This is a genomic window from Pantoea sp. EKM10T (assembly GCF_011800685.1).
GTDB lineage: Bacteria > Pseudomonadota > Gammaproteobacteria > Enterobacterales > Enterobacteriaceae > Pantoea > Pantoea agglomerans.
Genome location: NZ_JAALEU010000001.1, coordinates 135,437 through 150,449 on the forward strand (window position 1 = coordinate 135,437; position 15,013 = coordinate 150,449).

Below are 15,013 nucleotides of genomic sequence, written 5' to 3' on the forward strand. Positions count from 1 at the left end.
GGAGAATTTTGTAAAAAGCTGTTTCACCTCTCGACCCGTTGTGCTGCCTGACATATGCTGAGCCAGCCTTTTCCCCCACTTCCCGGAGTCCGACTGATGAAAGCAGCCACTTTTTTGCTGGCCGGTGCCGCATTATTACTCTCTGCCTGCAGCAGCAACAGTGATGATAACGAGCCACCGCAACAAGCCACCGCCGCCCACATCCAGCCACGGGTGGTGATGTCTTCCCTGGCAGAAAGCACCTGTTCGAATGCGGGCGGAACGCTGGCATTTTCGCATCAGCTGGATGGCTCAAGAGTGGGGATGTGTCAGTTAGTCAATGGACGTCGCTGTGATGAGCAGGCGTTAATTGGCGGGAATTGCGCGCGCTGATGATCAGGCCGGATTGCTCCGGCCCGCATAGTCAGGCAGAGAGTCGGTTCGGGCAGTTTTCACCGCGGTCGAGCTGGCTGAGATTATTCAGTGTCGTTTCAGAAATAGCGGTCAGCGCTTCGGCGGTTAAAAACGCCTGATGGCCGGTGAACAACACGTTATGGCACGCCGACAGACGGCGGAACACATCGTCCTGAATCACATCATTCGACTTATCTTCAAAGAACAGATCGCGTTCATTCTCATAAACATCCATGCCGAGCGCGCCGATTTTCTGCTGTTTCAGCGCGTCAATCGCCGCCTGTGAATCAATCAGGCCACCACGACTGGTGTTGATAACCATCACCCCATCACGCATCTGTTTAAACGCGTCGGCGTTGAGCAGATGATGATTTTCCGGCGTCAGCGGACAGTGCAGGGTAATGACGTGGGATTCAGCAAACAGCGTCTTCAGATCGACATATTCCGCGCCCAGTTCCAGCGCCTGCTCACTCGGGTAGGGATCATACGCCAGCAGCCGCATACCAAAACCTTTCAGAATCCGCATCGTCGCGATCCCGATTTTACCGGTACCGATAACACCCGCGGTTTTGTTATGCATGTTGAAACCGGTCAGGCCGTCGAGCGAAAAGTTTGCGTCACGGGTACGCTGATAAGCGCGATGAATACGGCGATTCAGGGTCATCATCAGGCCGATAGTATGTTCAGCGACCGCTTCCGGTGAGTAGGCCGGCACGCGCACCACTTCCAGACCCAGCTCTTTTGCAGCAGCCAGATCAACATTATTGAAACCGGCACAGCGCAGCGCGATGTATTTCACACCCAGCCCGGCCAGCTCTTCCAGCACCGGGCGACTGCCGTCATCGTTTACAAAGATACAGACAGCATCGCAACCCACAGCGGTTTTGGCGGTGCTTTCAGAGAGTAAAAAGTCAAAAAACACCAGTTCAAAGCCGAACTGCTGATTGACCTGCTCAAGATATTTCTGATCGTAATGTTTGGTGCTGTAAACCGCGATTTTCATCGTTGTGCTCCTGCAGAGGTGATAGAGCAAGGATAACGTTTTCTGACTGACTTTGCTGAAACAGCTGACTTGTGTTCGGCGCAGACCTTCACCTCTGGCAGATTACATGCCATCATCGTTGTCAGGATACTGTAAGGAAAAGGATTATGGCTTTTATGCCACGGATGTTCCGGCGACGGCTGGCCGCCATTCTGGCGCTGATTCTGCTGCTGCTCGGCCTGATCTTGACTGTAACGCAATGGCTGCCGCGGCTGGTCGGCATCTGGCTACCTGAAGATACCCGCATTGAGCTGTCGGGCGCACCGCGCTGGCGGGAAGGTGGCCTGTGGTTGCCACAACTTCGTTATCTCGCAGGGGATTGCTCCCTGGCAACGGTAAAGGGGGTATCGCTGGGCTGGCATCAGTCGCGCTGGAAACTGAATGCGTCAGAGCTGACGCTGGATAGCACCTGCCTGCAAAAATTACCGGCCAGTGATGGCAGCACGGCAGCCCCCAAAACGCTGGCCGAATGGCAGGCAATGCTGCCTGGCGCCGACGTTCATCTGAGCAAATTAATCGTTACGCCGTGGCAGACGTATGCGGGCGCGCTGGATCTGACGCTGGAAAAAGATCGTCAGCAACTCAGTTATCAGGGCGATAATCTGCAGCTGGCGGCAACGCTGACAGGTCAGCAGCTCGCTATCAGTCGCCTGACGCTCACCCATCCTGCACTTCCTGAACCCGTCACGCTGAGTGGTCATCTGGCGTTACCCATCTTTGCCACTGATCTGCCGGTGAACGGCGAGGTGACCGGACAGCTGGCGCTGGACGCGCTGCCGCATCCCCTGAAGCTGACGCTTAACTGGCAGCAGCAGCAGGGCGAGCTACGCGTGGCAATGGCCGAAGTAACCAGGCCGCTTCTCAGACTGCCGTGGCAGATCAGCCGCGATCAGATTCGGATTGAAAAGGGCGAATACTTCTGGCCGCTGGAGGCTCAGCCGCTATCAGGGTTTGTTAACCTGACGCTGGATAACTGGCAGTCTGGCCTTGAAAGTAGCCAGATTAGCGGTCGCGTTAACCTGCTGACCCAGGGACGCGGCGGCAAGGGTAACGTGGTGCTCGGCGTCGGGCCCGGCAACCTCAGCCTGACCAACAGCAACCTGCCGTTTCAGCTAACCGGCGAAAGCAAGCTGGCCGACCTGCAACTTTACGGCTCCATTCCGGGCGTGCTCAGCGGCTCGATCCTCGATCCTCAACTGGTGCTGCAACCTAAATCGCTGCTGCGCCTGCGGGGCCGGTTGCTGTCAACGCTGGAAGTGGACGAAGCGCGCTGGCCGCTGGCGGGCGTACGACTCTCCTCGCAGGGTATTGATGGCCGCCTGCAGGCCATTCTGAATGCGCACGATGCCAGTTTTGGCCGCTTCCGGTTGCATCTCGATGGCCGCGCCAATGATTTCTGGCCCGATAAGGGCGAATGGAACTGGCGCTACTGGGGAGGTGGCGAGATGCTGCCGCTGCAGGCGCGCTGGGATGTTAAAGGCACGGGCGGCTGGCACGACACCCTGATCCATCTGGATACCTTGTCCACCGGTTTTAATCAGCTGGCGTATGGCAGTATCAACGTTGCAAAACCGCGTCTGACACTGACTAAACCGGTAAACTGGCAGCGTGATGCGGCGCATCCGGCGTTCAATGGGCATTTCCGCCTGCAGGCAGGAGAGACCCGCTTCAGCTATGGCGGACATCTGGCAGATTCCACGCTCGACTTTGAGGCTAAAGGTCGTGATCCCGGCTATTTTATCTGGCGAGGCAGTTTACAAGCGGGCAAGGTTGGCCCGCTGCGGGTTAACGGCCGCTGGGATGGCGAACGGCTGCGCGGCCAGGCCTGGTGGCCGGCACAGTCGCTGACGGTGTTTCAGCCGTTGCTCAGCCCCGACATGAAAATGCAGATCCAGGGCGGCCGTTTGCAGGCACAGGTCGCTTTTTCCGCCGCAAGTGAACAGGGTTTCCAGGCGGGAGGCCACTGGACGGTAAAACAGGGCAGCATCTGGACGCCTGACAGCCAGGTTAACGGTATCGACTTCTCGCTGCCGTTCAGATTCCATGAGCAGCAATGGCAATTTGGTCAGCATGGCCCGGTATCACTGCGCATTGCCGAGGTTAAGAACCAGTTTGCGATGCAGAATATTCGCGCTGACCTGCAGGGTAACTGGCCGTGGTCCGAACAGGCGCCGCTGACGTTGCAGGATGTCAGCCTTGATCTGCTGGGCGGACAAATTACGCTGCCCGCTTTGCGCATGCCGCAGCATGAGCCAGCCCGGGTGTCGCTGCGCAATATCAGCCTCAGCGAGCTGGTGACGGCGCTGAAACCTAAACAGTTTGCCATGTCGGGCAAGGTCAACGGTGAGCTGCCGCTGTGGCTCAATAATCCACACTGGCTGGTGGAGAAAGGGTGGATTGCCAACAGCGGTCCGCTGACCTTCCGGCTGGATAAAGATATGGCGGATGCGATTACCCGCAATAACGTGGCGACGGGCGCCGCGCTGGACTGGTTACGCTATATGGAAGTCTCCCGCAGCTGGGCCACGATCAATCTGGATAATCTTGGCGACCTCACCATGGAGGCGCAGGTGCAGGGCGTCAGCCAGTTCAGTAACCGTCGTCAGACGGTTAATCTCAACTATCATCATCAGGAAAACCTGTTTCAGCTCTGGCGCAGCCTGCGCTTTGGCGATAATTTGCAATCCTGGTTAGAGCAACATGCGAATTTGCCATCCAACAAGGACACTTCACCATGAGCCTGAGGGCACTACTGGTTCTGGCGGCCGGACTGCTGAGCATCGGCTGCGTGCCGCGCATTGAAGTCACGGCACCTAAAGATCCCATCACCATCAACATGAACGTGAAAATCGAACATGAGATCCACATCAAAGTCGATAAAGACGTGGAAGCGCTATTGAAAAACCAGAGCGGTCTGTTCTGAGGAGAGCAACGATGAAACGCATAAGCGCGGTGCTGTTCCTCGCCCTGACGATGGCGCAGCCTGCCTGGGCACTGACGCTGGATCAGGCGCGGCAATCGGGGCGGGCAGGTGAAACGCTCTCCGGCTATCTGGCGGCACGTGCGCAGGATAGTGAAACGCTGGCACTGGTGCAGCGTATTAATGCCGGACGTGAGCAGGAGTATCAGCGACTGGCAGAACAGAATAATCTCTCCACGGCCGATGTCGCCAGTATTGCCGGACAGAAGCTGGTGAGCCGTGCGGCAGCGGGGGAATATGTGCGCGGCATTAACGGTCAGTGGCTGAGAAAAACGGCAGAGAGCAGTCAGTAACCGGCGAAAAAAAACCGGGCGCATGGCCCGGTCTTTTACAGCGTCATCCTGAGATGAGTGAGACTTATGCCGTCACGATCTGCTTGATAGCGTCTTTCGCTTCAGCGGTCGCTTTGCTGGCCACTTCCGGACCGTAAGCGATGCCTTCAGCAAACACGAACTCAACGTCAGTGATGCCGATGAAGCCCAGGAACAGCTTGACGTAAGGGGTCAGCAGGTCAGTAGGGGTATCTTTGTGGATGCCGCCACGGCTGGAGATAACGACTGCCGTTTTGCCTTTAACCAGACCTTCCGGGCCTGCTTCTGTGTAGCGGAACGTCACGCCAGCACGGGCAATCAGGTCGAAATAGTTTTTCAGCTGCGTCGGGATGTTGAAGTTGTACATTGGCGCGGCAATCACCACTTCATCATGAGCCTGCAGTTCTGCAATCAGTTCATCAGACAGGTCCAGAGCCTCCTGCTGACGAGGTGACAGCGGGGTATCAGAGGGACGCATTGCACCCACTAACTCGCCATCCAGTACCGGGATCGGGTTAGCCGCCAGGTCACGTACGGTAACCTCTTTACCCTGGGCCTTTGCCTGTTCGATGTAGAAGTCAGCGAGCTGGCTTGATTGTGAGTAGCCTGCAAGAATGCTTGATTTCAGAACTAAAACTTTGCTCATGGTGGTTTCCTGTCTGTTACGCGGAAGACTTTCCGCTCAATGGTTTACACTCTACGGTTATCGATGGCGCGGTGAAAGCGCAATATTTCGAGACCCATGTTCGAATTTATTGAATAAGCGTAACCGGGGCCATCCGCCGGAACAGTTCAGAATGTGCTATGATGCGCGCAATTATTTTTATTGAATCAGCTGGTTATCCCGGCTTGCAGGGCGCTGCTTCAGGCAGCGACACCGTCTGAGTAAGGTACGTCACTATTATGTCATCTCCCGATACTTCCCCACTGGCAGCGCTCTGGTCACGCCTCGACGGTGTAATGCTGCGCGATCGCCAGCGGTTACAGCGCCGTTTACAGGGTGCCAGAAAAGCTAAAAACCCCGAGGCACAGCAGGGCATTGCCAGCGAGCTTGAGCAGGACTTTATCGCTGCCGAGCAGCGCGTGGCCCAGCGCCGTGCGGCCACGCCAGCCATTACCTTCCCGGACAATCTGCCGGTCAGTCAGAAGCAGCAGGATATTGCTGAGGCGATTCGCGATCACCAAGTAGTGATTGTCGCCGGTGAAACCGGCTCGGGCAAAACCACGCAGCTGCCGAAAATCTGTCTGGCGCTGGGACGTGGTGTGACGGGTCTGATTGGTCATACGCAGCCGCGCCGTCTGGCCGCACGTACCGTGGCGAATCGCATTGCCGATGAACTCAGCACTTCGCTGGGCGGCTGCGTCGGCTATAAAGTACGGTTTAACGACCAGGTCAGTGACCTGACGCAGATTAAACTGATGACCGACGGGATTCTGCTGGCGGAGATCCAGCAGGATCGTCTGCTGATGCAATATGACACCATCATTATTGATGAAGCGCACGAACGCAGCCTGAATATCGATTTCCTGCTCGGTTATCTGCGAGAGCTGCTGCCGCGTCGCCCCGATCTGAAAGTGATTATCACTTCCGCCACCATCGATCCACAGCGTTTCTCGCGTCATTTCAATAATGCGCCGGTGATTGAAGTCTCAGGCCGGACCTATCCGGTTGAAGTGCGCTATCGGCCGGTGATCGAAGAGGCGGATGACAGCGATCGTGACCAGCTGCAGGCGATTTTTGATGCCGTAGATGAACTGGGCCGGGAAAGTCGGGGCGATATCCTGATCTTCATGAGTGGTGAGCGTGAAATACGTGATACCGCCGACGCGCTGAACAAACGCGATCTGCCACACACCGAAGTGCTGCCGCTCTATGCACGGCTGTCGAACGCCGAACAGAACCGGGTGTTTCAGTCGCACAGTGGTCGTCGTATCGTGCTGGCGACCAACGTCGCGGAAACCTCGCTGACGGTGCCTGGGATTAAATATGTGATCGATCCCGGTACGGCGCGTATCAGTCGTTACAGTTTCCGTACCAAAGTGCAGCGCCTGCCGATTGAACCGATATCACAGGCGTCTGCCAACCAGCGTAAAGGGCGTTGCGGCCGCGTATCAGACGGTATCTGTATCCGTCTCTACGCGGAAGATGACTTCCTGAGTCGTCCGGCCTTTACCGATCCTGAAATCCTGCGCACCAACCTGGCGTCAGTGATCCTGCAGATGACCTCGCTGGGCCTCGGCGATATCGCCGCCTTCCCGTTTGTGGAAGCGCCCGATAAGCGCAATATCCAGGATGGCGTCCGCCTGCTGGAAGAGCTGGGCGCGCTGACCCTGAACGAAGAGACCGGTCACTACAAGCTCACCGGTTCCGGGCGTCAGCTGGCGCAGTTGCCGGTGGATCCCCGCCTGGCGCGGATGGTGCTGGAAGCGCAGAAATTTGGCTGCGTGCGCGAAGTGATGATTATCACCGCTGGCCTGTCGATTCAGGACCCGCGTGAGCGTCCGGCAGATAAAAAGCAGGCGTCCGATGAGAAGCACCGGCGCTTTGCCGACAAAGACTCCGACTTCCTCGCCTATGTGAATCTCTGGAACTACCTGGCGGAGCAGCAGAAAGCGCTGTCCGGGAATGTTTTCCGCCGCCAGTGCAAAAGCGATTTCCTTAACTATCTGCGCGTGCGGGAATGGCAGGATATCTACACCCAGTTGCGGCAGGTGGTGCGTGAACTGGGCATTCCGGTTAACAGTGAACCGGCTGAGCTGCAGCCCGTCCACTGCGCGCTGTTAAGCGGTCTGCTGTCGCATATCGGGCAGAAAGACACCGATAAGCAGGAGTATACCGGCGCGCGCAATACCCGCTTCGCGATCTTCCCTGGCTCCGGGCTGTTTAAAAAGCCGCCGAAGTGGACCATGGTGGCGGAACTGGTCGAGACCAGCCGCCTGTGGGGCCGCACGGCGGGCCGTATTGAACCAGAGTGGATTGAGCCGCTGGCACAGCATCTGATCAAGCGCAGCTACAGTGAACCGCACTGGGAGAAATCGCAGGGCGCGGTGATGGCCACCGAAAAAGTCACGCTCTATGGCCTGCCGATTGTCGCCGCCCGTAAAGTTAACTATGGCAGCATCGATCCCACCCTGAGCCGTGAACTGTTTATTCGTCACGCGCTGGTGGAGGGCGACTGGCAGACCCGGCACGCCTTCTTCCGCGCAAACCAGAAGCTGCGCAGCGAAGTGGAAGATCTGGAACACAAATCCCGTCGTCGCGACATTCTGGTCGATGACGAAACACTGTTTGCTTTTTATGACCAGCGCATTGGCAAAGAGGTGGTCTCAGCGAAGCATTTCGACAGCTGGTGGAAACAGGCCAGTCGCGAAAACGCAGAACTGCTGAATTTCGACAAGCAGATGCTGATCAAAGAGGGTGCGGATAAAGTCAGTCAGCTCGACTACCCCAACTTCTGGCATCAGGGCAACCTCAAACTTAAGCTGAGTTATCAGTTTGAGCCTGGCGCAGATGCGGATGGCGTGACGGTACATATTCCGCTGCCGCTGCTGAACCAGGTAGAGGATAGCGGTTTTGAGTGGCAGATCCCCGGTGTACGCCGTGAACTGATCATCGCACTGATTAAGTCGCTGCCAAAGCCGCTGCGCCGTAACCTGGTGCCTGCGCCCAATTACGCCGAAGCGTTCTTAGGAAGAGTGAAAGCGATGGAGATGCCGCTGCCTGATGCGCTGGCGCGGGAATTTCGCCGCATGACCGGCGTCACGCTGGAGCGGGAAAACTGGCAGTGGGAACAGGTGCCCGATCATCTGAAAATGACGTTCCGGGTAGTCGACGAGCACAACCGTAAACTGCTGGAAGGCAAAGATCTTACGGCGCTTAAGGCACAGCTGAAAGACAAAGTGCAGGAAACGCTGTCGAAAGTGGCGGATGACGGGCTGGAGCAGAGCGGGCTGCATATCTGGAGTTTTGGCGATCTGCCACGCAGTTATGAACAGAAGCGCGGCAGCTACCAGGTTAAAGCCTGGCCTGCGCTGGTCGACGAGAAAGAGAGCGTCGCCATTCGTCTGTTTGACAGCGAGCAGGAGCAGCAAAAAATGATGTGGCGCGGTCAACGTCGCCTGCTGCTGCTGAATGTGCCGTCACCGGTTAAATATCTGCACGAGAAGCTGCCGAACAAAGCCAAGCTCGGACTCTACTTTAACCCTTATGGCAAAGTGCTGGAGCTGATTGACGACTGCATCGCCTGTGGCATCGACAAGCTGATGGGGGAAGCGGGCGGTCCGGCCTGGGATCAAACCTCGTTTGAGCAGTTGCGTGACAAAGTGCGCGGCGAACTCAATGAAACCGTGGTGACCATCGCGAAGCAGGTCGAGCAGATCCTGACGGCAGTCTTCAACATCAATAAGCGTCTGAAGGGCCGGGTCGATATGACCATGGCGCTGGCGTTATCTGACATAAAAGCGCAGTTAAGTGGCCTGGTTTATCGCGGCTTTGTCACAGGCAACGGCTGGCAGCGACTGGCCGATACGCTGCGTTATCTGCATGGGATTGAGCGCCGACTGGAAAAACTGCCTGCCGATCCGCACAGCGATCGTGCGCGGATGTTAAAAGTGCAGGCAGTGGAGCAGGCTTATCAGGCGTGGCGCAACAAGTTGCCGCCGCAGCGTCAGGATGATGAAGAGGTGCAGAGCATCCGCTGGATGATCGAAGAGCTGCGAATCAGTTATTTTGCTCAGCAACTGGGTACGCCTTATCCCATCTCAGATAAGCGTATTCTGCAGATGATGGAGCAGATAGCGGGTTAAACGCCGGGATGCGCGCCGTAACCGGCGCGCATCCGATGATGGGGAGTGAGAGTGCGGACTACTGCGCCAGGGATTCCAGCTTATCTTTAAACGAGGTGACCGAAATCGCGCGGTTATCAGCCAGGTAGCGATCTTTCGCAGCCGGTGCTGAGCTTTGTACCGCGATTAACTGCCAGCCTTTATCGCTGTTGAGCAGCAGTGGCGAACCACTGTCACCTGGCAGGGTGTCACACTGATGCGACAACACGGCGCGCTGCGCCCAGCCGGTGATCAGGCAATCGCTGTGGGAGTAAAGCGTGTCCAGATGATCAGCCGGATAGCCTGCCTGCGTCACTTTGCGTCCGGTCAGCTTCAGCGCCGCAGTGAGATCGCTGCGTGAGCCATCGAACAGCGGAATAGGCGTAATCGCTGAGGGCGGATTGCGTAAAATCACGATGCCGTAATCATAGGGGGCTGCACTGCTCGGCACGATCCAGCCTTCACCATCCGCTTTTAACTTTGACGCCAGCGAGGGTTCAACCCGCGCATCAATATCATGAAGCTCGTAGCGCCAGCCTTTATCGCTGGCCATAAATCGCAGCGCAACCGGCTTATCGAAATTACCCGGCGGGGCAAGCAGGCAGTGTCCGGCGGTCAGCGCCAGATGCGGAGAGATGAGTGTGGCAGTACAGAGGTTGCCGCTTTCGGTTTCCAGCTGACCAATGGCATCCCAGGGGGCAGCGGTAATATCGGTGATTGCCTGGCGATGATCCTTACCGAAAAACAGCATCTTAATTTCAGCAGGAGTAGGCGAGTCATCGTCATCATCGGCATGAACCGTGGTGGCAAAGCTGAAGAGTCCAACCATTAACAGGGTAGCCAGGCGCATAGAAATCTCAATGGCGAGAAAAAATTAACGTTATTGTTATTACGTAAGTACGGTAACTATAGTCGGTGAGCGTTGAAAAAGGGAGTTTTATTGGTTAATCAGTACGCTACAGCGGTTAAACAAAAAAGCTTGCTGCAACAATGCCACACAGGATCATCACCAGCAGAATAATTTCGAAGCGATAGCGACGCACCATATCATCCACTCCAGTAAAGAAACACCCGGCAGAACCGGGTGTTTTTAATCATCATCTCGTGGCCGTGCGCTGAAGGCGACCTTAGTTTTTAGCTGCTGGTTTCACAACTTTTTTGTGGTGAACTTTTTTAGCAGCCTGAGCTTTCTGGGCAGCTGGTTTAGCTACTTTTTTGTGGTGAACTTTTTTAGCAGCCTGGGCTTTCTGAGCGGCTGGCTGAGTGGCTTTTTTGTGGTGAACTTTTTTAGCGGCCTGGGCTTTCTGAGCAGCTGGTTTAGTGACTTTTTTGTGGTGAACTTTTTTAGCGGCCTGGGCTTTCTGTGCAGCAGGTTTAGCTACTTTTTTGTGGTGAACTTTTTTAGCAGCCTGCGCTTTCTGCGCGGCATCTTTTTTCACAGCTTTTTTGTGGTGTTTCTTAGCAGCCTGCGCTTTCTGAGACGCTTTATGGTGTTTCTTGTGCGCAGTTTTGTGAACGGTTTTAGCCGGTGCTGCAGCGGTAGTAGTGGTTGTTGCGGCTGGCGCAGCAGCTGGAGCAGCTGTGGTGTCAGCAGCGAAAGCAACAGAAGACATACCCATAGCAGCGGCGACAACCAGTGCAAATAATTTTTTCATTGCAAATCCCTCGAAGACTATTTTTTCATGTGTAGCCCACTGCGGGGCCGGTGAAGAGACTATAGGGATATCAATGAACGGTGTCCGTGGGTGTTTGGTATCGGCGTGTAACCGATTGTACAAAGGCGGGAAAGGGCGGTCAGCAGACCGCCCGAGAGCTTAGCTATTCAGGTAACGTTGTTCAAGGTGCTGGCGGAAGAAAGCCGGATTCAGCGCTTCGCCGGTGGCGTTGATCAGCAGCTGATCGGTGGAGAAGCGGCTGCCGTGCTGCCAGATGTTCTGTTGCAGCCAGTCGAATACCGGCTGCAGCTCACCGTGCTGAATCAGCTCGCTGAGCTGAGGAATCGCAAGATGTACCGAGCGGAACAGCTGTGCGGCGTACATCGCGCCCAGCGTATAGGTCGGGAAGTAGCCAAAGGCGCCGTCGGTCCAGTGGATATCCTGCATACAGCCATCGCGGTAGTTACCCCGGGTATCCAGACCCAGCGACTGCATCATTTTCTCATCCCACAGCGCCGGAATATCCTCAACCTCAATCTCGCCTTCAATCAGCGCCTGCTCGATTTCATAGCGCAGAATGACATGTGCCGGATAGCTGAGCTCATCGGCGTCAACCCGGATCAGGCCAGGCTTAACCTGCTGTGTCAGGCGCACAAAATTATCCGCCTGCAGGGCAGGCTGGTCGCCAAAGGTGGCGATCACCTGCGGCAGAATGTGCTGCAGGAATTCGCGGCTGCGACCAAGCTGCATCTCCATAAACAGGCTTTGTGATTCGTGGATAGCGGTGGAGCGCGCCAGCGCCACCGGCTGACCGCGCCACTGCTGCGGCAGATTTTGCTCATAACGGGCGTGGCCGGTTTCGTGGATCACGCCCATCAGGGCGCTGAGAAACTCATTCTCGTTGTAACGGGTGGTAATACGCACATCTTCCGGCACGCCACCGCAGAAGGGATGCGCACTGATATCCAGCCGGCCATGGTTAAAGTCGAAACCCAGCGTTTCCATGATGCTCAGGCCGAGCTGACGCTGAGCAGGCAGGGCGAACGGCCCCTGCGGCGTGACAACAGTCTGTTTCGCCTGTTTTTCCACGACCTGCTGTAACAGATCGGGCAGCCAGGTTTTCAGTTCGCCAAAGGTTTCATCCAGCCGGGCGCGGGTCATCCCCGGTTCATAAAGATCCAGCAGCGCATCGTAACGCGAGCAGCCAGTGGCGTCTGCGCGGCGCTGGGCCTCTTCGCGGCTCAGACGCACCACCTCTTTGAGATTGGCGGCGAAGCCATGCCAGTCGTTGGCGGGACGCTGAGTGCGCCATGCATGTTCACATACCGAACCGGCGATTGATTTGGCTTCAACAAAATCATCAGGCAGCAGGGTGGCCTGCTGGTAAGCGCGCTGCATCTCGTTGAGATTGGCCCGCTCAACATCGTTGAGTGACTGCTGCTCTGCGGCCCTGAGCCACTCACCAACCTGAGGGGCAGTGAGGATCTGGTGCTGCAACACGCTCATTTCGGCCAGCGCTTCACCACGCGCCTGACTGCCGCCCGGCGGCATGGTGGTTTGCATGTCACATCCGGCGATGGCCGTGACGTGGCTGAAACGGGAAAGGCGCAGGAACGTCTTGGTAAGTTGTTGATACGCTGAGGTCACGTAAGACTCCTTGTGGTTTTTTAACGCAGCGGAATTTCCCGCAAGGTTAGATCAACCGGCCAGCAAAAGCGAACGCTGGCGCCGCCCAGCGGACTGGATTCAATAGTCACATTGCCGCTCAGCGCCTGGGCAATAGAGTGCACAATCGCAAGTCCCAGTCCGCAGCCGCCTGTAGCGCGATCGCGGCTGGGGTCCAGCCGGACAAAGGGTTCGAAAACCCGCTCACGCTCTTCAGGCGGAATGCCGGGACCGTCATCTTCCACCTGCAGACATCCTATCGGACCGTCGAACCACAAACTGACGCGCAGCCGCTGTTGCGCATAACGCAGCGCATTGTTGACCAGGTTATCCAGTACCCGCTCCATCAGGCGGGTATCAGAAATGCCGATGTTTTCACGCTGCGGCAGCTCAAGGTCGAGCCGCACGTCGGGATTGATAGTGCGGAAATCGTCAAGCCGTTCGCGCAGCCAGTTGGCCAAATCCAGTGTTTTCAGATTGAGATCGACGCGCGGCCGATCAAGACGCGCATAGGTCAGCAGCTCCTCAATCAGGCTTTCGAGCTGGCCGATATCGCGATTCAGCGCCACCCGTTCGCCATCCGTGAGGTTGTCGCTCATCTCCAGCCGGTAACGCAGGCGCACCAGCGGTGTGCGTAGCTCATGCGCAATACCGTCTATCAGCTGCTTCTTACTGGCAACCAGCGTATTGATGTTCTCAGCCATCTGGTTAAAGGCGATGCCGAGCCGGAACAGGCTGGAGGTGCTGTCAAAATGGGTGCGCACGTCCAGCTCGCCACGGCCAAAGCGCTGAGCCGCTTTTTCCAGTCGCTGCATCTCCTGCCAGTGGGGGCGCAGCCAGATAAACACCGGCAGCGCCAGCGACATCCCTATAAAGATCAGCAGGGCAATATCCAGTAGTCGCATCTGATGCAGATAGAAGAGATAGGGAATCGGCCCGACTGACAACACGTAGTGGCTACGCGGAATGTGCTGCAAAAAGGTGTATTGATCGTCGAGCGCCACGATCTCTCCGGCGCGCAACCGACGCATGTTGCCTTCATCAAGCTGATATTTATTCATCGGCTCGATGTGCAGGTCGAACGACAGGCCGAGATCGAGACTCTTGATGGTTTTATTCCAGTCGCGTGGCGGGATCTCGCGCAGTTCGCTGCGAATCAGGTAGAGCGAACTGGCCATCAGGTCATTCATCGACTGGCGGCCCGCACGCTCAGCGGTGAACTTGTAGACCAGCCCCACCAGCAGCGCCATCACCAGAAAGCAGACAAACAGCAGCAGATAAAACTGAATAAAAAGCTTTCTCATAGTCCGCGGGTATCCCAGGCCTGGGGCGCAAACAGATAGCCTTTGTTACGAATGGTTTTAATGCGGAACGGCTCGGTGGCGCTGTCGTGCAGCTTTTTGCGCAACCGGGAGATGGCCACGTCGATGCTGCGGTCAAGGCCGTCATAGCTGACCCCGCGTAACGTTTTCAGCAGCGCATCACGGTTGAGCGTCTGGCCCGCATGGCTGGCGAGTACCCACAGCAGATCGAAATCCGCGGTGGAAAGGGCGATCTGCTCGTCAAACAGCGTGACCTGGCGGTTCAGCGCATCGATGGTCAGCGAGCCAAAACGCAGCATACGGTTGGCGGCGGGTGCGCTGGGCGCATCGTCCGGCTGTCCCTGCTGCGACTGACGCAGATGAAGGCGCAGGCGGGCCAGCAGTACCGCCGGCGGCGTGGTTTTCAGAATGTAATCCTGCGCACCCATCTCCAGGGCCAGAATATGGTTCATGTCGCTGTCCAGTGAGGTGAGCAACACGATCGGCCCCTGCCAGTTGGCCCGCAGGTCACGGCAGATAGTCATGCCATCTTTGCCTGGCAACATGATATCCAGCATCACCAGATCGGGCTGCTGTTCGGCAATGACGGCTTCAGCACGGTCGCCGCGCATCTCGACAATCACCTCAATATCATGACGACCCAGATAGGCCGCAATCAGTGAGCCCACTTCGGGTTCATCTTCTACATAAACAATTTTGTTCATAGTTCACAAAGCAGAGACAGGGATGGACGGAAGCATATCTTTTCCTGGTCCTGAGCTCTACGTTACCGCACGAAATATCCGTGGCTTGCTGGTATATAACCGGCAAAATGTGCAATC

At 56.6% G+C, this 15,013-nt stretch carries 12 protein-coding genes; 5 read left to right on the top strand and 7 right to left on the bottom strand.

The genetic code is table 11. From position 1 onward, the window contains the following. The first annotated feature begins 96 nt into the window (after window positions 1–96). Window positions 97–372 (top strand): DUF333 domain-containing protein, encoded by a 276-nt coding sequence (locus tag HFD95_RS00665; RefSeq protein WP_003853763.1) that lies wholly within the window; start codon window positions 97–99, stop codon window positions 370–372. Between the two features lie 31 nt (window positions 373–403). Here HFD95_RS00665 and HFD95_RS00670 read toward each other — a convergent pair whose 3' ends face one another. Beyond that, window positions 404–1,396: a 2-hydroxyacid dehydrogenase gene (locus HFD95_RS00670; RefSeq protein ID WP_010244644.1), complete on the bottom strand. Its 993-nt coding sequence runs from the start codon at window positions 1,394–1,396 to the stop codon at window positions 404–406. Window positions 1,397–1,542: 146 nt separating this feature from the next. Between HFD95_RS00670 and HFD95_RS00675 the strand changes: the two genes are divergently transcribed. From HFD95_RS00675 to HFD95_RS00685, 3 genes are read left to right on the top strand one after another with little or no spacing between them, the layout of a single operon-like run. Next, a complete protein-coding gene (locus HFD95_RS00675) occupies window positions 1,543–4,173 on the top strand; it encodes a YdbH family protein (RefSeq protein WP_167429701.1) in 2,631 nt (876 codons plus the stop codon). After that, window positions 4,170–4,358, top strand: a complete 189-nt coding sequence (locus HFD95_RS00680) for a YnbE family lipoprotein (protein WP_009090058.1) — start codon at window positions 4,170–4,172, stop codon at window positions 4,356–4,358. The genes HFD95_RS00675 and HFD95_RS00680 overlap by 4 nt, the downstream gene beginning before the upstream one ends. 11 nt (window positions 4,359–4,369) lie before the next feature. Next, entirely contained in the window at window positions 4,370–4,708 is a 339-nt protein-coding gene (locus HFD95_RS00685; RefSeq protein WP_167429702.1) for a YdbL family protein, read from the top strand. A gap of 64 nt (window positions 4,709–4,772) precedes the next feature. Here the strand turns inward: HFD95_RS00685 and azoR are convergent, their stop codons facing one another. After that, the gene (gene azoR / locus HFD95_RS00690) at window positions 4,773–5,372 is read right to left on the bottom strand and encodes an FMN-dependent NADH-azoreductase (RefSeq protein WP_010244651.1); all 600 of its coding nucleotides are present in this window, start codon (window positions 5,370–5,372) and stop codon (window positions 4,773–4,775) included. A gap of 257 nt (window positions 5,373–5,629) precedes the next feature. On the opposite strand from azoR, the gene hrpA reads away from it, so the two are divergent. Continuing rightward, window positions 5,630–9,532: an ATP-dependent RNA helicase HrpA gene (hrpA, locus tag HFD95_RS00695; protein WP_167429703.1), complete on the top strand. Its 3,903-nt coding sequence runs from the start codon at window positions 5,630–5,632 to the stop codon at window positions 9,530–9,532. A 58-nt stretch (window positions 9,533–9,590) separates the two neighbouring features. Here hrpA and HFD95_RS00700 read toward each other — a convergent pair whose 3' ends face one another. From HFD95_RS00700 to rstA, 5 genes are all read right to left on the bottom strand, one after another. Continuing rightward, window positions 9,591–10,400 carry a serine protease gene (locus HFD95_RS00700; RefSeq protein WP_010670211.1) on the bottom strand — a complete coding sequence of 270 codons (810 nt, stop codon included), beginning with the start codon at window positions 10,398–10,400 and terminating at the stop codon, window positions 9,591–9,593. Between the two features lie 277 nt (window positions 10,401–10,677). Beyond that, a complete protein-coding gene (gene asr, locus HFD95_RS00705; protein WP_167429704.1) occupies window positions 10,678–11,205 on the bottom strand; it encodes an acid resistance repetitive basic protein Asr in 528 nt (175 codons plus the stop codon). 159 nt (window positions 11,206–11,364) lie between these two features. Further along, complete coding sequence (locus HFD95_RS00710; protein WP_167429705.1) at window positions 11,365–12,852, bottom strand: carboxypeptidase M32; 1,488 nt, start codon at window positions 12,850–12,852, stop codon at window positions 11,365–11,367. Window positions 12,853–12,872: 20 nt separating this feature from the next. Continuing rightward, window positions 12,873–14,174 carry a two-component system sensor histidine kinase RstB gene (gene rstB, locus HFD95_RS00715; RefSeq protein ID WP_010244663.1) on the bottom strand — a complete coding sequence of 434 codons (1,302 nt, stop codon included), beginning with the start codon at window positions 14,172–14,174 and terminating at the stop codon, window positions 12,873–12,875. Continuing rightward, a complete protein-coding gene (gene rstA, locus HFD95_RS00720) occupies window positions 14,171–14,896 on the bottom strand; it encodes a two-component system response regulator RstA (protein ID WP_010244666.1) in 726 nt (241 codons plus the stop codon). The genes rstB and rstA overlap by 4 nt, the downstream gene beginning before the upstream one ends. Between the last annotated feature and the right edge of the window lie 117 nt (window positions 14,897–15,013).